Genomic DNA, 23,046 nt, shown 5'->3' with positions numbered 1-23,046 from the left:
CTAAGACTCTCGTTTTTTTATGCTTTTAAATCTAAAAGGTTTTTTTTGATGATTTCTTGATTTAAATCCTTTCCAATGATAACAATTTTAGATTCTCGTTTTTCATCGTGATCCCATGCTTTTCCAACGGTTGCTTGAATTTGAGTATGAACAGACTGTAGAATAATCCTATTGTCAACGCCTGCTAAATTCAAAATTCCTTTAACACGATAAATGGTATCCTGATTAAATTGCAGAAATGCATCTAACCACATGCCTATTTTCATTTGATCCAATGGTTCATCACATTTAAATAGCATGTTTTGAATCCCATGATTATTTTCTGATGAATTGCCTTGCATATTCGTTTCTAAACCCAAGATGTGGCGAAAAATATTTTCCGGTTTATACGAGAATTGATCAAGTAGCTGATGATTTCCTAATCTGGAAAATTCACTTTTAATGATTTCTGCATGTTGATTTTGCTTTTGAATCAACTTTAAAATTGATTTGACCTTTTTTTCATCAACCAAGTCTAGTTTATTAAGAAGAATAATATCAGCTACAGCTATTTGTTTTGAAAGTACATTTTCTTTTTTCAAATCCGAATCTGCATTTTTAGCATCAACAAGGCAAATTACACTGTCGAGTTCAAATTGATTTTTGATAATTGGATCACTGATAAAAGAAGCTAAAATACTTCCCGGATCGGCAATTCCAGTAGTCTCAATAAGTAAATAATTGAAATCATGTTTTGATTCAACCAATTTTTGAAGTACAACAAACAATTCTTGGTTTAAGTTACAGCAAATACATCCATTACTTAATTCGAAAATATCTTCAGATTGAATATTTTCAACAAGAGTTGAATCGATGTTTTCTTCACCAAATTCATTCTCTATAATTGCAAATTTTTTATCCGAGTATTCGTTAATTAAATTATTGAGTAAACTTGTTTTTCCAGCTCCTAAAAAACCTGTGATAACGGTTACGGGTATCTTACTCATGCTTTTTAAAACTTTTCCCAATGTACAATCTCATTTAATGATTTACGTTTTTTTGCAGGGATCTTATCATCGCTTGGATAACCTAATGATAAGATTGCAATGGGTTCAATGTGTTTTGGCAATTGAAAGAATTCTCTGCATTTTTCCACATAGAAATTACAAATCCAACATGTTCCCAATCCCAATTCGGTAGCTTGTAAAGTCATGTGATCAATCGCAATTGCTGCATCAATATCAGCATGATCTTTACCATCTTCCTTTCTTTTCCATGCAGTGTTGTGATCTCCACAAACTATCATATATACAGGAGCTTCTTTAAACCAATCTCTGTGATAGATTTCAGAAAATTTTGCATGATTATCAGGTTCACGTATCACAATAAAATGCCAAGGTTGATTATTGACAGCGGAAGGAGCAAGTTGACCTGCTTCAAGTATTTTAATCAATTTTTCTTCTTCTACTTCTTTTTGTTGGTATGAGCGAACCGAGTAACGGTTTTCTATAATTGTTCTAAAATCCATGTATTGTAAGTTTGATTCGGATACAAAATTGAGAATTATTTAAAAAGAAGAAAAGAGAACTTTAAATAATCTATTCTATGTGCCAAGAAACACTCGAATTAATAAGCATTTTAGTAACTTTGCCACTCATTTTTATAGAGAGTTTAGGATGACCAAAGATTTGAAGAAAAATATCATGTACCAGTATTTAATGTTGTTGGTAATTGCGGCAACGGCTGGGCATCAAGGGTGGAGAACTTTGTTTAATAACTTGGCAGTTGATGAAGTTGGAATTAATGGGTTTCAAGTTGGTATCATTCAATCGGTAAGGGAAATTCCTGGTTTTTTGGCATTATTGGTTGTTTACCTTCTTTTGGTAATTAAAGAACATAAACTTTCTGCAATATCAGTTTTATTTGTTGGTGTTGGCGTTGCTTGTACGGGATTTTTCCCAAGTTTCTGGGGTTTGGTTTTTACTACATTAATTATGTCAGTGGGATTTCACTATTTTGAGACTACCAACAAATCTTTAACCTTACAATATTTCTCTCTTGAGGATTCTCCTATGGTGTTTGCCAAACAAAAAAGCTGGACTGCCGTGGCAAATGTGAGTATGGGAGCATTCATTTTTGGAATTGCACATGTGATGTCACTTCAAGCGAGCTTTATTTTAATTGGAGCGGTTGTTTTTGCGCTAGGGGTTTGGGCTTTTTTTTGGAAACCTGCAGATAAAAATATTGTTCCTCAGAATAAAGGAATGGTATTGCGAAAAAGGTATTGGCTGTTTTATGTACTAAATTTTTTAAGCGGTGCGAGAAGGCAGATTTTTGTAGTTTTTGCAGTGTTTATGCTTGTTGAAAAATACAGTTATTCAGTGCAGGATATTGCAGTTTTATTTGTTGTAAATAACATCATTACCTATTTTATTTCGCCATATATTGCAAAGGGAATCAATAAATTTGGAGAGCGAAAAATGTTATCAGCGGAGTATTTTAGCTTGATATTTGTTTTCCTGGGATATGCATTTATTGATAATGCCTGGATTGTTGCCGGGCTATATATCATCGATCATATATTCTTTGGTTTTTCAATGGGAATAAACACTTACTTCCAGAAAACCGGAGATCAAAAAGATATTGCACCTTCAATGGCTGTTGGTTTTACTATTAATCACATTTCAGCTGTTGTCATTCCTGTGTTGGGAGGAATGCTTTGGATGATTGACAGACATATTCCTTTTTTGGCAGGAGCAGTATTGAGTGTTATATCTTTGGGATTTGTTCAATTAATAAAAGTAAAAAAATAACATAAATGCAGACTAATAAAGAAATATATCAGGCTCTTATTGAATCGTATAATAAAGGTATTCAGGAGAAGAACCCAAATTTAATCAGAGAATTTTTGGCTGATAATTCAGTAGAAAAATTGAAAGATGATGCAGCATATTATCTGGAAATACTGCAATTACGTGCAGGCGCATTTTCATTATTCGGAGAATTGAAAGAAGCAGGAGAGGAATATCGAAAAGGTTACTCTTCATGTTCTAAAAATGGGAAATGGGTTTACGGATTGAATTGGGCTTTGCAATTTATGGCAGAGTTTTCGTTTAAAAGAGGAGATGAAAAGATTGTAAATGCCATGAGTGAAGGAGTTCAAGTTCTTGATCAGGCTTTTCAGGATTTACCAGAAGACAAATATCAAGAATTTTATCACTTGTGTTTGACAAATGTTAAGGCCTTTATGTTGCTAACATCAGGAAAGAGGGAAGAGGCATTGGCAATGTTTAAGGACTGCAAATTTACACCAGTTCCGATTCCTGAATACAATGATAAGGAATCTCTTCAGATGCTATTTGCCAACTTTACAAAGGGATTTGCTGTTGCTATAGAACTTAAAAACCTTGATTTGTTGATGAATCTTATGAAGGTAATATCTATTGATGATCAGGTTTTATATAGTCAAGGAAATTTATTCCGTGTTTTCTATGAAACTTTGGTGTGTGCATTCGATATGAGATCTGAATTTATTACGGAATTCAACGCAATGTTTAAAATTAAGGATGCTCTTACCACATTAACTCCTGAGTTTTCAAAATTCTTGGGACTAATTGGAGAACAGGATTTCGATAAGCTTGATGAATTCTTTCAAGGATTCGATAAAAAATAGTTATGAGTTCATCTTGTTATTGTGGTAAATCAAATTCCTACGAAGAGTGCTGTGGAGTCATTCATTCAGGAAAAAAGAAAGCTGAAACTGCTGAGGAACTAATGCGAAGTCGTTATTCTGCATTTGTAATTGCCGACATCGATTATATTTTAAAAACTTACGCATCGAAAACTCGTCCGGTTAACCAGGTAAAAGAGATTTTAGACTGGGCCAAATCTGTAGAATGGCAACGATTAGAAGTTGTAAATATCAACAATGGTAATTCAATTGACAATATTGGGCATGTTGAGTTTAAAGCTTATTATAAAGAAGATGGAATAGATCAGTGCTTGCACGAAAACTCCTTCTTCGAAAAGGAAGATGAACAGTGGGTGTATGTTTCAGGGGAGTATCCGAAAGAAATAAAACCAAAACTGCCGAATCGAAATGATCCATGCTATTGTGGTAGCGGTAAGAAATTTAAGAAATGCTGTTTTGGCAAAATTAAGGGGAATAATTAATTATTCCCCATATTTTTAAGAACTGAAAATGTTTTATCGATATCAGAATCGTTTACAACTAAGGTAAATTCATTGGTTGTAGAAACTACCTCTTCGATGTTAATCCCTGCCCAGGCAATATTTTTTAGAATAAAATAATAGAAACCCAATTGCTGAGAATTGGTAGCAGGAAGCTTTAAGGTTACCGAAGAGAGCTTTTCACTTTTGGCAACCAGCTCTTCGCCAATAAATGCTTCCTCAACTTTTTGTTGTAAGGATCCGGAAACTACAAGGTTTGATTCAAAAACACCTTGTACCATGGTGTAGAAAAACTCCTGGTTTGGACCAATGGAACGCAAGAGTTCGGTGTGCTTTTCAATTAAAGTATTTGAATTTTTATAAGTGAAATCAACCAAATTCGAACGAACAATAATATCACCTACATTGGTTATTACGTCTTTTAGGCCAGGATTGATTTTAACTTCAAGGTTTGGAGCCAATCTGTTTAAAGCCATAATTATTGCCCCTATTTTTACGGGTTTTTTTACGGTATCTTCAACTTGATTCTGTATTTTGCGCGCTAAAGAAGAAACGTTAATTAATCCTTCGACCAATGCCTCTGCCAAAAATGGCTGAGTACTCACAATTTTCTCTACAACTTGTGGAATTGTTATCATGTTTCTTGATATTTGTTGAATTTCATCACAAAGATGTTGAAATTATCACAAAATGTAGAATTTTTGAATAAATTTTCTAAAAATTTTATTGATTTATTTACTGCATCTATATTTGCCCACGTAAACCACAACCCTACATTAACCAAGTAGGATTTTAATCAAGGAGAATAATACTGGTAATCTTCTGAGCGAGGATTATGATTTTAGATATCTGATTTCAGAAGTTTATCGGGATTATTTTTAATGCTCTTTTAACTGTATAAAAGAATAAAAAAGTAAAAATGAGAATGAATTGGCAAGGATCAATTGTAGCGATTGTAACACCTTTTAACGAAGATGAAAGTGTTGATTACAGAGCTTTAGATGATTTGATTGAATTTCATATCGAAAATCAATCAGATGGAATCGTAGTTTGTGGAACCACAGGTGAAGCGGCAACATTGTCTAAAGAAGAATATTCTGAGGTTATCAAATTCGTTATTGATAAGGTGAATAAACGCATCCCTGTTATAGCAGGGACAGGATCTAATTCTACAATTACAGCTGTAGCAAATTCTCAAATGGCAGAATCTTTGGGAGCAGATGCTGTATTGGTTGTTTCTCCTTATTACAACAAGCCTACCAGAAAAGGCCTTAAAGACTATTTTACTCATGTTGCCAATGCAATATCGATTCCTGTAATCATGTATAATGTTCCAGGAAGAACAGCTTCTAATATCCCAGCTGATTTGGTAGTTGAGTTAGCAAATGAGATTGAAAATATTGCAGGTATTAAAGAAGCATCAGGAAACTTAGAGCAAATGGCTTGTATTTTACGTGATAAACCTGAAGGATTCATGGTATTTTCAGGAGATGATGCTCTTGCTTTTCCTGCAGTTTGCCTTGGGGCTGACGGTGTAATTTCGGTTGTTGCAAACTTATTTCCAAAAGAGTTTCACGACTTAATACAAGCGGCTTTAGCAGGCGATTTAATTACTGCACGTGAATTGCATTTTAAATATCTAAATATTATTCAGCTTTGTTTTATTGAATCTAATCCCATACCTGTAAAAACAGGTTTAAGCTTGATGGGAAAAGTACAGGAAAAATTCCGTTCACCAATGTGCAGAATGGAAGATGAGAATAAAACCAAATTGATGGTTGAATTGCAAAAATTATTGGTACAAACAAACACTTATATGTCAGAAATTGAAGAATTGTAAGTAATTCATTGATTATATTTCCCCCCCTGAAATAATAATCTTAAGAAACCATCTCTTCAGAGGTGGTTTCTATGTTTTCGTACCTTTCTATGATTGCAGCACCGACACTATCTCCCCAAACATTTACTGTAGTTCTGAACCTATCCAATAACCAATCGATGGTTAAAATAAGTCCAATTCCTTCAATAGGAAGATGAACTGCTTTTAAAACAATTACCATAGTCACCAATCCAGCTTCGGGTATACCAGCAGCACCAATGGCAGCAAGTGTGGCAGTTAGAAAAATTACGGCTTGTTGTGCAAAGCTTAATTCCATTCCATATAACTGTGCGATAAATATTGCAGCAACAGCCTCGTAAATGGCAGTTCCATCCATATTTATGGTTGCACCTAAAGGAAGAACAAAATTACTTATCTTTTTTGATATTTTATTTTGTTGCTGTACACCTTGAAGTGTAAGGGGGAGTGTGGCAGTACTTGATGCGGTTGAGAAGGCATTCATTAGTGCAGTAGCAACTCCTTTTGCAAAACTTATGGGATTTCTTTTTCCAATAAATTTCAAGAGTAAACACAAAACAAGTAATGCATGAATAGATAATCCTAAAAGTACAGTAAGACTAAATTTACCAAGGGATATCAATTCGGGAAGAAAGCCTTCATAACCACCAGCTTTTCCAATTCGAGCAGTAATTAATCCAAAAATACCCAAAGGAGCTATATACATTACCCAATTTACCAATTGCATGATTCCATCGTTTAAAACGGAAAGGAACTGAATGGTTTTCTTTGCCTTTTTTCCGAGAGAAGATAAAGCTGCGCCAAAAAACAAAGAGAAGACGATTAGAGGCAAAATGTCCATTTTTGCCATGGCAAGAAATAAATTGTATGCAATTAATCCTTGCTGTTCTTGTTCTGGATTTCCAACGATTAGCTGCTTTAATGTTTCAGAAATTGCCGTGCTTTTTGATATGTATTGATTGGAATCATCAGGCAACGGAATATTTAATCCATTTCCCGGTTGAATTAAATTAACCAAAACAATTCCCAAGCATACTGATATTGCCGTTGTAGAGAGATAATAAACCATAGTTTTACTGCCAATTTTTCCCAAACTACGAAGATTGTCTAATTTTGAAATGCCAACCAGCATGGAGAGTATTACCATGGGAACCACCAGCATCATCAGAATATTCAAGAAGATTTCGCCAAATATCGAGAATTTTAAAGCCATTTCTGGAAATATTCCACCCACAAAAAAACCCAAAAAAATGGCAATCATAATGCTTACTAGAAGAGTATTAGCATTGCCTGAATTTGAGCCCCTATTTTTATTTTTTAAAAACATTGGATTTTTATGCAACAAAATGAACAATATTTAGTACAATAGATTTTGTAAGAAAAAGAAGCCAGGCTTACGCCTATGCAAAAATTTAATTGAATCAATACTTTTTATAACATAAACTATTGAATTAAGAATGTCAATTATTTTTGATAAAAAATATGTAAACTGTATTGTTTCTGATTATTATGCTATTACTTAAGATCACTATACTCAATGAATAAAGATTTACTCTTTGCACTAATACAGAATCCTAACCTTATTCCCGGAATTTACAATTACTGTGATGGATGGTGTGAGCGTTGTAAATTTACTTCCAACTGTCTTAATTTTAAGATGATGGAAGAAGGGGTGCCTGACTTAAAATCAACGGAACATGATACAGAAGCAGAAGCTTCATCTGCAATGGAGAATTTGGATGAGATGTTTCAGTTGAGTATGGAATTGTTGAATCAGGCGGCAAAAGATTTAGGTATGGAGTTGCCACAACAATCAGCGAATTTTGATGCCGAAGAGGAAGAAAAAAAAGATGAGCTAATTTTTAAAAGCCAATTGATGCTTCAGGCTGATAAATATTCGGAACTGGTAGATGCCTGGTTTGCTGATTTTGAGTCACTTTTATACGTAGGATCTCACTCTTTAAAGGAAATTTTTGATTTTAAGGAAGAAGAGGAGATGAATGATGCGGAGTTACTTGTTTTCGATAAATCTGAAATTATTCGTTGGTTTCAGTTTATCATCCCAAGTAAACTTTTTAGAGCATTACGGAGTAAAGCGAATACTGAAGAAACTGGCAACGATTTTTATGCTCACGACAGCGTGGCATCAGCAAAAGTAGCTCTGATTTCAATAGACAATTCAATTGATGCATGGACAAGTTACATGCACCAATTTCAAGGAGCAGAAGATAGAATGTTGCCAATATTACTTCTTCTTTCGGGTTTAAGAACCTTGGTAGAGGAAGTATTTCCAGAGGCAAGAAACTTTGTGCGCCCCGGGTTCGATATATAAGCGAAAAAAAACAGTTTTTTTAATGCCCAAACGCTTTAAAAATTAATAAATAAAAAGTTTTTCGTTTTTAGATTAAGACCGTTTGTAATTTCTTGAAAGAAATCGATTCTATTTGGGAAATTTACCTTATAGAGAAATGTTTTTGTCTCTCTTAATAAAAAGCATATATTCGCAGCAGATTGAGTGTTACTATCGGGTGATATTCCTGCTATGGAAGATTTTGAATATCACCTTTGCTCATCACAGACCTTCTCTGTGTACCATAGCTTCATTGTTGAATCATTGATTTGTGAAGTTGTATTGGTACGATTACTTCAAAAAAGTATTTGAGTATTTGCCGATTTCTATCTGGAAGAGATACTGGATCTCGTATCGGAGTTTCACTTCAATGGAAGCTAATTTGAGTAGTAATTTTAAAATCTATTTGTGATGAGCTTAAGATTTAAAGCAATTGGTCTACTTCTTTTGGGAACCATTTTCTGGGGAATGACCTTTGTTTTCATTAAGGATGCTGTGTCATTAATGAGTGTAGCGGGGTTTTTGGGATATCGATTTTTGTTGGCAGGATTTGTTCTGGCTTTGATCTTTATTAAAAGGATTAAGAGATTGGATAGAACAACATTAAAGTATGGAGCATTAATGTCTTTGCCATTGCTATCTAGTTTTCTGGCACAAACTATCGGTTTACAGTATACCAGCGCATCAAAAGGAGGTTTCATAACTGGGCTTTCGGTGGTATTTGTTCCTGTAATTCTCTCAATCATTCAGCGAAAATTACCATCCAGTAATATTTTTATTGCGGTTCTGATGGCAACAATGGGTTTGGCCATGCTAACCTTAAGCAGTAGTTTGGATTTAAATATTGGTGATACCTGGGTATTTCTATCGGCCATTCTGTTTGCAATTTATATTATCATGGTTGGAAACATTAGTAAAAAGTGTGATGGCATATTACTATCGGTTACTCAGTTTCTGTTGGTAGGGGTGATCTGTACGACCCATGCTGGAATCAATGGCGATTTGTATATCCCAATGCAATATAAATTGTGGCAGGCTATTTTGTTTACGGCCTTGTTTGCTACTGCTTATATGTATACGGTTCAGAATTATTATCAGAAGTATATCTCTGAAATTACAACTTCTATCATTTTCTCTTTTGAGCCTTTGTTTGCTGCAATTACTGCTTACTTCTATTTAAATGAGGCGCTTACAGAAGAAACCATATTTGGTGGATTATTAATATTTATTGGAATTCTTTTTGCCGAATTGAAGGGGAAAGATGTAAAAGCTCTTCTAAGGATAGGAAATTACTAGAAACAAAAAAGTCGGGAACCACCCCGACTTTTCTATATTCACTTTATAACCCTATAACTCTATGAAAAAACCACTTTTCTGTTTTGTTATATTACAAATGTAGGCTCAAAAACGGTTAAGCACTGCGAAAAAGTGTTAAAGAAGTTTAAAAGTTTAATTATCTTGCTTTTTTAGAATCAATCAGAATAAAATAATAGCTATGAAACTCATAAAATATGGGCTGTTTGCTGCCTTTGGTATCTTTTTGTCGTGTTCATCTAACCAACCAAATGAGAATAAAGTAAAAAACGGATACAATGCTGAATTAGCAACTAAATTGAAAGCTGATCAGTATGGTATGAGTAAGTATGTTATGGCATTTTTAAAGCGAGGTCCCGTTCGCAGTCAAGATTCTATTACAGCTGCCAAACTACAGAAAGCTCATTTAGAAAATATTGAAAGATTGGCAGAAGAAGGTAAGTTGGTTTTGGCTGGTCCATTTTTTGATGATGGTGAAATTAGGGGGATTTATATTTTTAATGTTGAAAGCATTGAAGAAGCCAAGGCTTTAACTGAGACGGATCCGGCAATAAAAGCAGGTAGGTTGGTAATGGAACTACATCCTTGGTATGGTTCTGCTGCTTTGAAGCAGGTAAATAAAATTCACAAGAGTTTACAAAAGCAAAATGTAAGTGAACAATAGAGTTAATACGGTACATATAGAATAGTTTATTACATTTGCTACATAAAAAAGAATAAAGTTGGATATTTCTCTGGTTACCGAATACTCATTGTGGTGGATATTACCGATATTTTTGCTTTCGATAGCAATTGTATATCGCTTATATTTTTACAAACAAATCTTAATAAAAGAAATAGCTGTTTGGAAAACTACAACGCTTGCTGGTTTACGTTTTTTTGTTGTTTTTTTATTGTTGTTTTTATTAATAGGACCAAGGATTAAGTACCAAAAGAGAATTAAAAATAAACCAGTATTAATTGTTGCCCAGGATAATTCAATGTCCTTGAAATTGGGACAGGACTCATCTTATTATTTAAATCAATACCATAAAGATCTTCATGAACTGATAGCTTCATTACAAGATGATTATGAGGTAAGATCTTTAAGTTTTGGTGAAAAGGTTTCGGCTTTATCAGAATTGGATTTTAATGAACCTTCAACCGATTATTCTTCCTTATTTCAGTTTGTAAAAGACAATTATGGAAGTGTGGGAAATGTTCAAATGCTTTTGGCTAGTGATGGATTATACAATTCAGGTGCAAATCCTCGTTATTTAAGCTCTGATATTGGTATGCCAATTCATACGATTCAGCTTGGAGATACATTGGAAATTAATGATGTGTCGATTTACTCTATAAAATCTAATCGAATTGGTTTTACAAATACCAAACTACCAGTAAAAGTAGGAATTAAGGCTTTAAACTTTAAAAATAAAAAACTATTTGTCGAGATAAGAAATAAGACTAAGCTCTTATTGCAAGATGAAATAAATGTAGCGGGAGAAAACTTTTATCTTGAAAAAGATTATTTGTTAGATGCCGAGCAAAAAGGTTTACAAAGATATAGTGTAAAAGTTAGTTCTGCTTTCCCTGAATATACTTTAAAAAATAATACTGCGGATTTTGTTGTTGATGTTCTGGATTCCAAAAGAAAAATTGTGATTGCTTTCGATCAATATCATCCAGATATTGCAGCCATTAAATCAGCAATTTTGGAGAATTTTAATTTCGACTGTGAATTGCTTAATCTAAGTCAGAAACAAGTAAGTTTTGAAGAAACCAATTTGATTGTATTGTACCAAATACCATCCAAAAGAAAGAATTATCAGGATTTGTTCAAACAAATTGAATTGGCTAAAATTCCTACATTAATTGTTGTGGGAGCAAGTTCAGATTTAAATTCATTGAATTCTTTAAATCTGGGAGTTCGTTTAAATAGCGAAAATGAGTATTATCAGGATGCTGTTTATATGGGGAATCAGAATTTTTCTTTATTTAATCTGCAATCAAAAGAAAAGAATGTATTTGAAAAATTACCTCCGATTCGAACTCCTTTTGGTGATATTAAATTGAACAATGAATCTCAAATATTAGCTTATCAGAAAATAAAAGGAGTAGATACGCAATATCCATTAATTGCTTTTGGCTCTGTGCAAGATCGAAAAATGGGTTGGATATTTGGAGAAGGAATGTGGCGTTGGAAATTGAATGAATTTCAATTGTTTGACTCGAATAATCATTTTAACGATTTTGTCAATAGAACTATCCAGTATTTGGCTTTAAAAGTGAAGAAAGATCAGTTGATTATTAGGCATGATAAAGACTATGCAGAAGGAAATCAAGTAAAAATTCAAGCCGAATTGTATAATGACAGTTATGAATTAATAAACAAATTAGACCTTCAATTTGTATTAACTAATGAAGATGGGAAGACCTATAATTATCAGTTCTCAAGAAAGGAAAATGACTATGATTTAACAATCAATAGTTTAAAAAATGGAAGATATAATTATAAAGTTCAGACAGTTGGATTATCTAAGAATTTGGTGCGTTCCGGTGAATTTATAGTTCGCTCCAATACTATTGAATCGAAACGATTGCAAGCGGAAACTATAACATTAAAACAAATTTCAGAAAGTACGAATGGAATCTACTTTGGTAGTTTTGATTCTAAAAAGATAAAAACTCACTTTCAGAATGATAAATATATAAAACCTACAATTTCTTATGAATCTAATTATGGTAATGCAGTAAGTTTAATATATTTATTAAGTTTCATTATCATATTAATGATTTTGGAATGGTTTTTGAGAAAATATTGGCTAGGAAATTAATTCTAACCACATGAAATTTCACACTAATGACAAAACGAATATCTTTTACAAAGCGTAATTTTCGAAAATTCCTTTTATTAGGTGTTTTACCAATTATTTTTGCTGGTTGCCAAACCATGGCATTATATGATTTTGAAGGGTTAAAGGCGCCCAAGGTAATTATTCCTCCCGATGTTAAGACAATTGGATTTGTTGATAGAAATTTGAGTTTTGATTTAGATACTTTATCGAATTACTATAAGGTAAATAATTTAAGATTGAAGGATAGTGTAGACTATTCAGAGATTCGTGCTATTAATTGTCATTTAGGTTTAAATGAAAATCTCTCTGCATATTTTGAATTGGACAGCGTTTCATATACACGATTACCAGAAAATCATATTGAAGGAGATAGACACTATGATCCCATGTCTTGGGATAGAGTTGATAGTATTTGTGAGTCTAACGGTTCAGATATCTTAATATGCCTGGAAGACCTTCAAATATATAATGAATATGAAATCATAAAAGGCGAAGAAAACTGGGGAATAACAGATGTAAAGTATTTTGTTGTCTGGAGAATTTATGATCCTTTATCACAAAAATTTCATGATGAAAGAATGATTACGGATAGTTTATTTACAGAAACTAGTTCTTACTCTTACACAAAATTGATAGAGGAGAAAATGCCTAAACGTAAAGAGATAAATGCCGAAGTAGCATATGATATAGGTCGAGATTATGCTGATTTAATTTCTCCTAAATGGATTTCTTTCACAAGAAAGTATTTTATTGCCGGGCATCAGGATTTTTCTTTAGCTAGTTATTATTTGAATAATGATAGTGTTGATCAGGCAATTGAAATGTGGAAAAAACATGTGGATTCAGAAGATAAGAAATTAGCAGGTAGAGCATGTTACAACATGGCATTGGCATACGAATTAAAGGAAGAATATCAAGAGGCGAGTAGTTGGGTGAGAAGAGCAATTAAAAAGTATAGAGAGATTGATAAAGAGCCAAAGGAATTTAAATTTGTAAAAGAATATTATAAAGAATTAATCGGTAGAACGCAAAATAATTATTTACTCGACAAATTCTTTGGAAAAGAGAAAACAGAATAAAAAAAGATCCCCTGAAAGAGTATAGTTTCAGGGGTTTTTTAATTTTGTTTAGCAAATAAAAATTTGAGAAATGAACGCAACAACAATTTTATACATCATACTTATCATTTTAAGTTTTGATTTTATTCTTGAACGTATATTGGATATTCTGAATCTAAGAAATTGGTCACCAACTTTACCGAAAATATTGGAAGGTATTTATGAGAAAGAAAAGTATTTGAAATCTCAGGAATATCAGAAAGAGAAGTACAAGCTTAGTTTTATCTCATCGGTAATAAGTTTTGTAACAAGTTTTTTAATGATCGCTCTTGGCGGATTTGCCTGGGTTGATGAGTTGGTTAGAGAATACACAACAAATCCTATTTGGTTGGCCCTTCTTTTCTTTGGAGTCATCATGTTGGCATCAAGCATTATCAGCTTGCCATTTTCGTATTATTCAACCTTTGTGATTGAAGAAAAGTATGGATTCAACAGAATGACATTAAAAACGTTTATCATGGACTTGATCAAAGGAGGATTACTAGGCATGTTAATTGGAGGAGGATTGCTAGCTCTTTTAATTTGGATATACCTCCAGACAACCGATAACTTTTGGTGGATGGCTTGGGCTGTTTTAGCCGCTTTCATGATATTCATGACCATGTTTTATTCCTCATTAATTGTTCCATTATTTAACAAGCAAACTCCATTGGAGGAAGGTGAATTGAAGGATGAGATTCAAAAGTTTGCGGATAAAACAGGATTCAAGCTTGATAATGTATATGTGATGGATGGTTCAAAAAGATCGTCGAAGGGAAATGCATACTTCAGTGGTTTGGGAGCCAAGAAACGAATTGTTCTGTTTGATACATTGATCAGTGAATTATCAACCAAAGAAATTGTTGCGGTTTTGGCTCATGAAATTGGTCATTACAAGAAAAAGCATACCCGAAGCGGGATCATTTTGTCATTGCTGCAAACCGGATTGATGTTTTATATCTTTTCTCTATTTATTGGCAATGAAAACTTATCGGCAGCTCTCGGAGCAGAACAGCATGGTTTCCATTTAGGATTGATTGCATTTGGAATACTCTACTCTCCAATTTCAAGCATATTAGGATTAGGTATGAATTTATTATCCAGAGCTAATGAATATCAGGCAGATGAATACGCAAAGCAAAACTACGATGGACAATCACTGGGGGATGCTTTAATAAAACTATCGGTAAGTACATTAAGTAATCTAACACCACACAAGGCGTACGTGTTTTTCTATTATTCGCATCCAACCTTATTGCAAAGGTTGAAAGCAATTAATTTTACTAGAAACAAAGACTAATTAAAAAAAGGAATGCAAGCAGAAATAATTACCATAGGAGATGAAATATTGATTGGGCAGATTGTGGACACAAATTCTGCCTGGATGGCGAAGGAGTTAAACAAATATGGAATTGGTGTATCCAAAATCACAAGTATATCGGATGAGGCAAATGATATTGTAACAACAGTTGAAGCAGCCTTGAAAAGATCTCCTCTTGTATTAATGACGGGTGGTTTAGGTCCTACAAATGATGATATCACGAAGAAGACTTTGAGTGATTATTTTGGAATGAAGCTCATTCAGGATGATGAATTGTATCAAAAAATTCAAGATAGATTGGCGAAGTATAGTATACCCATGAACCGATTCAATCGGGAACAGGCTCTAATTCCTGATGGTGCCAGAATCATTCCTAATAATTTTGGATCTGCACCCTGCATGTGGTTCGAGAGAAACAATCGGGTTTTGATATCCATGCCTGGCGTTCCGTTCGAAATGAAAGGAATTATGCAGAACGGTTTAATTTCAGCAATTACAGAGTATTTTAAAACTCCTGAAATAGTTCATAAAACCATTATGACTGATGGAATAGGAGAGTCGGTTCTGGCTGATATACTGAGCGATTGGGAGGAAAACCTACCAAGGCAGATGAAGTTGGCTTACTTGCCTTCCCCAGGAAAGGTAAGGTTGCGTTTAAGTATTACTGGCGAGGATAAACCTACACTTGAAAAGATTATTGATAAGGAAGTTGAGAAATTGAAAAAGATACTTCCTAATAATATTTTTGCTTACGACGATATTGCCATTGAGCAATGTATAGCCAAACTTTTAATATCGAAGGGAAAAACCCTGGGAACTGCAGAAAGTTGTACTGGAGGATATATAGCTCACTTGATTACTTTGCAAGCGGGTAGTTCTGCCTATTTTAAAGGAAGCGTTGTTTCTTACTCCAATGAAATCAAAGAAAATGTATTGGGAGTAAATTCTAAAGATTTAGAGGAGTTCGGAGCTGTAAGTAGAGAAGTGGTTGAACAAATGGCTGTGGGAGCAAGGAAGGTGCTAAATACAGATTATGCAGTAGCAACCTCTGGTATTGCAGGTCCTGATGGAGGAACCGATGAAAAACCTGTTGGTACGGTTTGGATTGCACTCGCTGGAGATTTTGGTGTGCGATCAGAAAAACTCGACTTATATAAAGTAAGGGAAAGAAATATAAAGGTTTCCGCTTTTAAAGTATTGAACTTACTCCGAAAAGAATTGGAAAAATAAAATGAGATAGATGATTTGAAAGGCTTGCTTTATGGCAAGCCTTTTTTTTGTGATTACAAGTGTAGGCAATTTAAATATGAGAACGGTTTTTATTCAGATAGATAATATTATATAAAGTATTTATTGGTTTTTGTTTCATAATTTCCTAAATTTCAATAGCTAATCTTAATTTATGCTTTAATCAACAAATTTAAATAAAACTACAAATATCTAGATGTTTGCATATATAGATTAAAGTATATACATTTGAACCGAAATCAATAAACAATCAATAAATAAACATGCGAAAGATTATTTACCTATTGACCTTTGTTCTGACATTTGCAAATATCTCTAAGATATTTTCTCAAGAAGCAGAACTACAATTAAGTTTGAAGGATGCTTTGTTAAAAGCGACCCAAAATAACAGGCAAATTAACAAAGCAAAAGCACAAGGGAAAGCTGCAAAGGCAGAATTCCGTCAAACCAATTCGGTTTTTCTTCCCAACTTAAATTTATCTCATACAGCAATAACAACAAATGATCCATTGGCTGCCTTTGGTTTTAAATTGAAGCAGGAAATTACTGCGCAAGCCGATTTTAATCCTGTTTTGCTGAATGATCCGGATCGAATTGAAAATTACAATACCAAAATTGAAGTTCAACAACCTATTATTAATATTGATGGTTTGTATGGGAGGAAAGCAGCTAATGCAAAAATGCAAGCTGTAGATTTTACAACGGAGCGAACCATAAATTTTACAAGGTTTGAAGTTAAGAAGACTTACTACCAATTGGAATTGGCGCAAGAAGCAGTTAATGTGGTTGAAAAATCCTTGGAAACTGCAAAATCAGCTTTACAGCTTACCAAAGACAACCTGGAGCAAGGATATGTAAAGGAGGCTGATTTGCTCTCTGCCAAAGTTAGGGTTCTTGAATTGAAGAATCAGCTGGCCGATGCCAAAAATGCCCAAAAACAAGCTAATGAATTTCTAGCTTATATATTAGGATTGGACATTCGAACTGAAATCGAGACTACAGAGAAATTAGATCAAAAGCCTTCTCTCTTACAAGCTTTAAATAAGGATCAGGATGAAGGCATGCGTTCCGATATTATGGCTTACAGGAAAAGCCTGGAGGCACGTGAGAATATGCTAAAGTCAGAAAAAATGAGATTTCTTCCGCGCTTGAATGCTTTTGGAGCTTACGAATGGAACGATTCTCAACTGTTGGGAACATCAGCCAACAATTATTTGATTGGAGCAAGTTTATCCTGGGATATTTTTAAGGGTTATAAAAATGTTGGAAAGGTGCAGAAAGCAAGGGCAGAATTAAGGATTGCAGAACTGGATCTTGCCGACTATCAATCCAAATCTAGTATGGAAATACAAGCTGCCAAAAGAAATTTGAAAGTTGCCTTCGACAGAATTGAAATGAGCAAATTGGCAAAGAATCAGGCAGAAGAGGCTTATAGAATCAGAACCAATAGATACAAGCAAGGATTGGAAAAAACGATTGATGTATTACAGTCGGAGTCGATGGCGATGATGAAAAATCTGGATTATATCAACTCACTGTATCAATATCATGTAGCAGTTTTCCACTTGGAATTATTGCTTGAAAAGGAATTACAATAAACAAAACAAATCTCAAAAAAATAATAAATATGAACTCTAAGACAATATTATTGATTGCAATGACTGCCACACTTGCTTGGGGATTCCAATCGTGCGGTAGAGAATCAAATACAAAGGAAGATCAGAAAGCGGATGTTGCGGTAAGCGTACAAACCGTTAAAATGCTAAACCAACCTGAACTTTTGAATTTTTCGGGTAAGATTGAGGCAGAAACCCATTCTAACTTAAGTACACGTATTATGGGGCAAATTGCTCGGATATATGTAGAACCTGGCCAAAAAGTAAGCAAAGGTCAGTTGTTGGTTCAGATTAAAGATCAGGATATTCAAGCTAAAAAAGCACAGGTTAAAGCCAATATGATTAAAGCCGAATCTGCCTTTGAAAATGCAGAGAAGGATTACAAGAGATTTACGGTACTGTTCGAACAAAAAAGTGCTTCGCAGAAAGAAATGGATGATGTGACAACACACTACAATATGGCCAAAGCCGAATTGGAAGCTGTGAAACAAATGGAAGCTGAAGTAAATGAAATGTTACGCTATTCGGCAATAAAAGCACCTTACCATGGTATCATAGCTAGAAAATATATGAACGAGGGAGATTTGGCTTCTCCGGGTATGCCTTTGGTGGCCATTGAAAAACCAGGAGAGTATAAGGTGATGGCTAGAATTCCGGAAACAGAGATTTCTAAGGTTCAAAAGAATGATGTGGTAAAGGTGAAAATTACTGCTTTGAATGAAGTTGTGAATGGCAAAATCACGGAAGTAAATCCTTCTGCTTTGTATACTGGAAACCAATTTGAGGCCAAGATTGTTTTGGAACCCACCAAAGAGCAAAAGACAAAATTATATAGTGGCATGTATGCACAGGTGAGCCTTGAAAAAGGAGGGATGCCAGGTATTTTTATTCCGAATGATGTTTTGGTAAGAAAAGGACAACTAATAGGTGTTTATACGGTTAGTCAAATGGGAACAGCCATGTTACGTTGGATAAGAGTTGGCAAAACCAAAGATAATATGGCAGAGGTATTATCAGGATTAAGCGATGGAGAACAGTATATCGTTTCTTATCAAGGTAAAATTTGGGATGGTGCAAAATTAAGCATCAAGTAGTACGATCGTTAAAAGAAAATTTGAGTTCAAAAATCAAATGTCTTAAAAGATGAAAACAGGATTTGCAGGCGGTATCGCCAACTTATTTATAAATTCAAAATTGACTCCTCTGTTAATGGTTGCATTCATGATTATTGGAATGTACAGCGCCTATTTAACACCTAGAGAGGAAGAGCCACAAATTGATGTTCCCATAGCTGATATCTTTTTAATGTATCCGGGAGCAAGCCCATCGGAAATTGAATCGCGGGTAATGCAACCACTTGAGAAAGTAGTGACGAATATTCCGGGTGTGGAGTATGTTTATTCTACATCTATGCCGGGACAGGCTATGTTAATCGTTCAGTTTTATGTAGGGGAAGATGTTGAAAGATCTCTCGTTAAAATGTACAACGAGATTATGAAACACATGGATCAGATGCCAAAAGGAACATCCATGCCTTTGATTAAAACACGTGCAATTGATGATGTTCCTGTTTTGGGACTGACTTTCTGGAGCGAAACTTATGATGATTTTCAGCTAAAGAGAATCGCGCAGGAAGTAAACAATGAAATAGAAAAGGTTAACGAAGTATCGGAAACCAAAATAATTGGCGGACGTTCACGTCAGGTTCGAGTAGTGTTGAATCGTGAACAAATGGCTGGTTACAATATTGATGCATTAAGCATCTCTCAGCAAATTCAGATATCCAATCAGCAAATTGGTTCAGGGGCCTTTAACAGTAACGATCAGGAATACCTTGTTGAAACGGGTAAGTTTCTGGAGAATGCCGACGATGTGTCCAATCTGGTAGTAGGCGTTTACAAAGGGAGTCCAATCTACCTGAAGCAGGTTGCACAAGTGATTGACGGGCCTGAAATTGCATCGCAATATGTGAATTTTGGATATGGTAAAATCAACGATGCCAAAGAACAATTTAAGGGAGAATACCCTGCTGTTACTATATCGGTAGCGAAACGTCGTGGTGCTGATGCCATGCACGTATCAGAACAAATTCTGACTAAGATAGAATCGCTTCGTAAAGATTTGATCCCTTCGGATGTGCATGTTGATGTCACCAGGAATTATGGTGAAACTGCCTCAGATAAGGTAGCTGAATTGCTTCTACATCTTCTTGGAGCCATTGTGGCTGTAACATTTGTGGTAATGCTTGCCATGGGGTGGCGTGGAGGATTGGTTGTATTCCTTTCAGTACCAATTACTTTCGCATTAACCATGTTCAGTTACTATTTTCTGGATTACACATTAAATCGAATTACATTATTTGCGTTGGTATTTGTAACAGGGATTGTGGTTGATGATTCAATTATTATTGCTGAGAATATGCACAGGCATTTTAAGATGAGGCGATTACCGCTGATTCAGGCTGCTCTGCGTTCAATCGATGAAGTTGGAAATCCAACCATTTTAGCAACTTTTACGGTAATTGCCGCTGTTTTGCCAATGGTTTTCGTTTCCGGATTAATGGGACCTTATATGAGTCCGATGCCAATTGGTGCTTCCATTGCTATGATTTTCTCATTATTGGTGGCACTTACCATTACCCCTTACTTGGCATACCGATTACTTCATCATGATGAAAAGAACGGAAAAGAGGAAAAAGTGTTTAAGCTTGAAGACTCGCGAATTTACAAGTTGTATGCAGCCACCATTCGACCAATGTTAGAATCTAAATTGAAGCGTTGGGGATTTATTGGAATTGTGAGTGTATTACTTCTGGCTTCTACAACACTGATTTATTTTAAAATGGTTGCTGTAAAAATGTTGCCATTCGATAACAAGAATGAATTCCAAGTGGTGATTGATATGCCTGAAGGAACAACATTAGAACGCACCGCAGTGGTGGCAAAGGAGTTGGCTGCTTATATCGCTCAACAAGAAAATGTGGTAGATTATCAGACTTATGTTGGAACTGCAGCACCAATAAACTTTAATGGTTTGGTTCGTCATTACGATTTGCGAAGAGGATCAAATGTCGCAGATATCCAGGTGAATCTTACTCACAAAGGAGAAAGAGACTTACAAAGTCATGATATTGCCAAGGCAATGAGACCGGGCTTACAGGAAATAGGCAAGAAATTTAATGCGAATGTAAAAGTTGTTGAAGTTCCTCCAGGACCACCAGTAATGTCAACCTTGGTAGCTGAAATTTATGGACCAAATACTGAAGGTCAGATTGATGTGGCTAAGCAGTTGAAAGCAATTTTTGGAAAAACACAGGATGTGGTTGATGTAGACTGGTTGGTGGAAGATGATCAGACAGAATTTCAGTTTAATGTAGATAAGGAAAAAGCCATGTTGGCAGGGGTTTCAACTCAGCAGGTGGTTCATACTTTGAACATGGGGTTGAGTGGACAAGAGGTTTCTCAATTATATCAGGAGCATGAACATGAGCAGGTTGGAATTGACCTTAGACTTCAGGAAAAGGATAGAAGCAGCTTAACGGATCTGAAGAAAATAAATATTCTGACTCAATCGGGAAATCTGATTCCTTTGGGTGATATTGTTGATATTCAGAAAAAAATAAAGGAGAAGAGCATCTATAGGAAAAATCAGAAAAGAGTGGTGTATGTAACCGCTGATGTTGCCGGAAAATTGGAAAGTCCGGTTTATGGTATCATGGAAATCTCCGATCATTTAAGTGATGTGAAGGTTCCGGAAGGATATGAACTACTGGAAGAGTATACACAACAGCCATTTTTCGAAGACAACTACAGTTTGAAGTGGGATGGAGAATGGCAAATTACCTACGAAGTTTTCCGTGATTTGGGTGCTGCATTTGCTGTTGTGTTATTGGTGATTTATATGTTGATTATTGGATGGTTCCAGAATTTTAAAGTTCCGTTTGTGATGATGGTTTCAATACCACTTTCCCTTGTAGGGATTTTAATTGGTCATTGGTTAATGGGTGCATTCTTTACTGCAACTTCAATGATTGGAATGATTGCTCTGGCAGGAATCATGGTTCGTAACGCCATTCTGTTGATTGATTTTATCAACTTGAGACTGGCCGAAGGAGTACCATTGAAAGAAGCTGTAATTGAGGCTGGTGCAGTTCGAACAACACCAATTCTATTGACCGCAGGAACCGTGGTTATTGGAGCGGTAGTTATCTTGTTTGATCCTATTTTCCAGGGACTTGCAATTTCATTAATGGGCGGATCGATTGCTTCTACATTTCTTACTTTGGTTATTGTTCCATTGATTTATTATATGACTGAGAAGAAGAAGTATCCCGATGTAAAAGAAGAATTAGAAGTTTCAAATGAATAATCACATAATATGGTAAATATGAAACGATCATGAATTTTAGCATTCTAAATTACAGACATGAGAATGATTAAATTAATCGAGAGTTCCATCTAGCCAATAAATAAAATTTAAACAGATGAAAGTTGTTATCATTTTTTGTGTGAAAGCATTTTATGAAGAGTTAAAACAGATTTATAATAAATCAGCTATTGATGCTTATAGTGAGTTTGATGTTAAAGGTTATACCAGTAAACGTAATGAGCAATGTGAGGCTCCAAACTGGTTTGCCTCCAATAAAGACCATTACGATTCTATCGCTACTTTTTCTTTTTTAGATCAGGGAAAAGGTGAAGAATTGATGAAGCAAATTGAAGAATTCAATGAAGGAATTGATGGTTGTAGTCCAATTCATGCATATATGTTGGATGTTGAAAAATTTATATAATAAGTAATATAATGAGAGAGAGAATTATAAGAGCAATTGCCGGGACCTTGGTATTGGTTAGTATTTTACTGGCAGTCTATGTAAACATTAACTGGTTATTATTAACAGCCTTTGTAGGTTTAAACCTCTTACAATCTTCAATTACCAAATGGTGTTTGATGGACGATATTCTTCGAAAAGTTTTTAAAGTGGATAATTAATCCGCAAGTTTTGTTTATTGATTGAGAATCCCGAAGCAAATTTTTGTTTCGGGATTTTTTAATATTCAAATGTAGATTTATTTGCACGGGTTACACTTTAGTGAAAAATACTAAAGGTAAGATTGATTTTACTGAAATTGCTCTGGTTTGATAGTGGAATTGAAACACAAATCAAAAACTTAGTATACTAAGTCTCCAACCAGAAGTATACTAAGTCTTCAACAAGAAGCATACTAAGTTTCC

The 23,046-nt window shown here is 34.6% G+C and carries 20 protein-coding genes; 16 read left to right on the top strand and 4 right to left on the bottom strand.

Annotated features, from left to right (window positions below):
• Positions 1-17 precede the first annotated feature (17 nt).
• Both M0051_RS04660 and M0051_RS04655 read right to left on the bottom strand, forming a co-directional pair.
• Positions 18-986: a GTP-binding protein gene (locus M0051_RS04660; protein ID WP_306740384.1), complete on the bottom strand. Its 969-nt coding sequence runs from the start codon at positions 984-986 to the stop codon at positions 18-20.
• Between the two features lie 5 nt (positions 987-991).
• Entirely contained in the window at positions 992-1,507 is a 516-nt protein-coding gene (locus tag M0051_RS04655) for a nitroreductase family protein (protein ID WP_306740383.1), read from the bottom strand.
• 79 nt (positions 1,508-1,586) lie between these two features.
• Between M0051_RS04655 and M0051_RS04650 the strand changes: the two genes are divergently transcribed.
• Genes M0051_RS04650 through M0051_RS04640 form a run of 3 tightly spaced genes read left to right on the top strand, consistent with a single transcriptional unit; the run spans position 1,587 to position 4,152 of the window.
• The gene (locus tag M0051_RS04650; protein WP_306740382.1) at positions 1,587-2,792 is read left to right on the top strand and encodes an MFS transporter; all 1,206 of its coding nucleotides are present in this window, start codon (positions 1,587-1,589) and stop codon (positions 2,790-2,792) included.
• 5 nt (positions 2,793-2,797) lie between these two features.
• Complete coding sequence (locus M0051_RS04645) at positions 2,798-3,652, top strand: hypothetical protein (RefSeq protein WP_306740381.1); 855 nt, start codon at positions 2,798-2,800, stop codon at positions 3,650-3,652.
• Between the two features lie 2 nt (positions 3,653-3,654).
• Positions 3,655-4,152 carry a YchJ family protein gene (locus M0051_RS04640; RefSeq protein ID WP_306740380.1) on the top strand — a complete coding sequence of 166 codons (498 nt, stop codon included), beginning with the start codon at positions 3,655-3,657 and terminating at the stop codon, positions 4,150-4,152.
• On the opposite strand, the gene M0051_RS04635 is transcribed toward M0051_RS04640, so the two are convergent.
• Positions 4,149-4,808 carry a hypothetical protein gene (locus tag M0051_RS04635; protein ID WP_306740379.1) on the bottom strand — a complete coding sequence of 220 codons (660 nt, stop codon included), beginning with the start codon at positions 4,806-4,808 and terminating at the stop codon, positions 4,149-4,151. The two genes, M0051_RS04640 and M0051_RS04635, sit on opposite strands and share 4 nt — an antisense overlap.
• Positions 4,809-5,089: 281 nt before the next feature.
• On the opposite strand from M0051_RS04635, the gene dapA reads away from it, so the two are divergent.
• The gene (gene dapA / locus M0051_RS04630) at positions 5,090-6,010 is read left to right on the top strand and encodes a 4-hydroxy-tetrahydrodipicolinate synthase (RefSeq protein WP_306740378.1); all 921 of its coding nucleotides are present in this window, start codon (positions 5,090-5,092) and stop codon (positions 6,008-6,010) included.
• 40 nt (positions 6,011-6,050) lie between these two features.
• On the opposite strand, the gene M0051_RS04625 is transcribed toward dapA, so the two are convergent.
• Positions 6,051-7,355, bottom strand: coding sequence for a dicarboxylate/amino acid:cation symporter (locus M0051_RS04625; protein ID WP_306740377.1), 1,305 nt, complete (start codon positions 7,353-7,355; stop codon positions 6,051-6,053).
• Between the two features lie 210 nt (positions 7,356-7,565).
• On the opposite strand from M0051_RS04625, the gene M0051_RS04620 reads away from it, so the two are divergent.
• The 12 genes from M0051_RS04620 (at position 7,566) to M0051_RS04565 (ending at position 22,803) form a co-directional block, all read left to right on the top strand.
• A complete protein-coding gene (locus M0051_RS04620; RefSeq protein ID WP_306740376.1) occupies positions 7,566-8,360 on the top strand; it encodes a hypothetical protein in 795 nt (264 codons plus the stop codon).
• Positions 8,361-8,789: 429 nt separating this feature from the next.
• On the top strand, positions 8,790-9,674 hold the full coding sequence (locus M0051_RS04615) for a DMT family transporter (protein ID WP_306740375.1): 885 nt from the start codon (positions 8,790-8,792) through the stop codon (positions 9,672-9,674).
• Positions 9,675-9,873: 199 nt separating this feature from the next.
• Complete coding sequence (locus tag M0051_RS04610; protein WP_306740374.1) at positions 9,874-10,356, top strand: YciI family protein; 483 nt, start codon at positions 9,874-9,876, stop codon at positions 10,354-10,356.
• Positions 10,357-10,414: 58 nt separating this feature from the next.
• Positions 10,415-12,508: a hypothetical protein gene (locus M0051_RS04605; RefSeq protein WP_306740373.1), complete on the top strand. Its 2,094-nt coding sequence runs from the start codon at positions 10,415-10,417 to the stop codon at positions 12,506-12,508.
• A gap of 26 nt (positions 12,509-12,534) precedes the next feature.
• Positions 12,535-13,608 (top strand): DUF6340 family protein, encoded by a 1,074-nt coding sequence (locus tag M0051_RS04600; protein WP_306740372.1) that lies wholly within the window; start codon positions 12,535-12,537, stop codon positions 13,606-13,608.
• Positions 13,609-13,678: 70 nt separating this feature from the next.
• The gene (locus tag M0051_RS04595) at positions 13,679-14,926 is read left to right on the top strand and encodes a M48 family metallopeptidase (RefSeq protein WP_306740371.1); all 1,248 of its coding nucleotides are present in this window, start codon (positions 13,679-13,681) and stop codon (positions 14,924-14,926) included.
• A gap of 12 nt (positions 14,927-14,938) precedes the next feature.
• Entirely contained in the window at positions 14,939-16,177 is a 1,239-nt protein-coding gene (locus M0051_RS04590) for a competence/damage-inducible protein A (protein WP_306740370.1), read from the top strand.
• 281 nt (positions 16,178-16,458) lie between these two features.
• Positions 16,459-17,793, top strand: coding sequence for a TolC family protein (locus M0051_RS04585; RefSeq protein WP_306740369.1), 1,335 nt, complete (start codon positions 16,459-16,461; stop codon positions 17,791-17,793).
• 29 nt (positions 17,794-17,822) lie between these two features.
• Positions 17,823-18,905 carry an efflux RND transporter periplasmic adaptor subunit gene (locus tag M0051_RS04580; RefSeq protein WP_306740368.1) on the top strand — a complete coding sequence of 361 codons (1,083 nt, stop codon included), beginning with the start codon at positions 17,823-17,825 and terminating at the stop codon, positions 18,903-18,905.
• Positions 18,906-18,954: 49 nt separating this feature from the next.
• On the top strand, positions 18,955-22,179 hold the full coding sequence (locus tag M0051_RS04575) for an efflux RND transporter permease subunit (RefSeq protein ID WP_306740367.1): 3,225 nt from the start codon (positions 18,955-18,957) through the stop codon (positions 22,177-22,179).
• Between the two features lie 115 nt (positions 22,180-22,294).
• Positions 22,295-22,603: a hypothetical protein gene (locus M0051_RS04570; protein ID WP_306740366.1), complete on the top strand. Its 309-nt coding sequence runs from the start codon at positions 22,295-22,297 to the stop codon at positions 22,601-22,603.
• An 11-nt stretch (positions 22,604-22,614) separates the two neighbouring features.
• Entirely contained in the window at positions 22,615-22,803 is a 189-nt protein-coding gene (locus M0051_RS04565) for a DUF2892 domain-containing protein (protein ID WP_306740365.1), read from the top strand.
• The last annotated feature ends 243 nt before the right edge of the window (positions 22,804-23,046 follow it).

The organism is Marinifilum sp. D714 (assembly GCF_030851345.1).
Taxonomy (GTDB): Bacteria; Bacteroidota; Bacteroidia; order Bacteroidales; family Marinifilaceae; genus Marinifilum.
The sequence above is the reverse complement of the archived record's forward strand: the minus strand, read 5'-3'. Positions and strand labels throughout refer to the sequence as shown.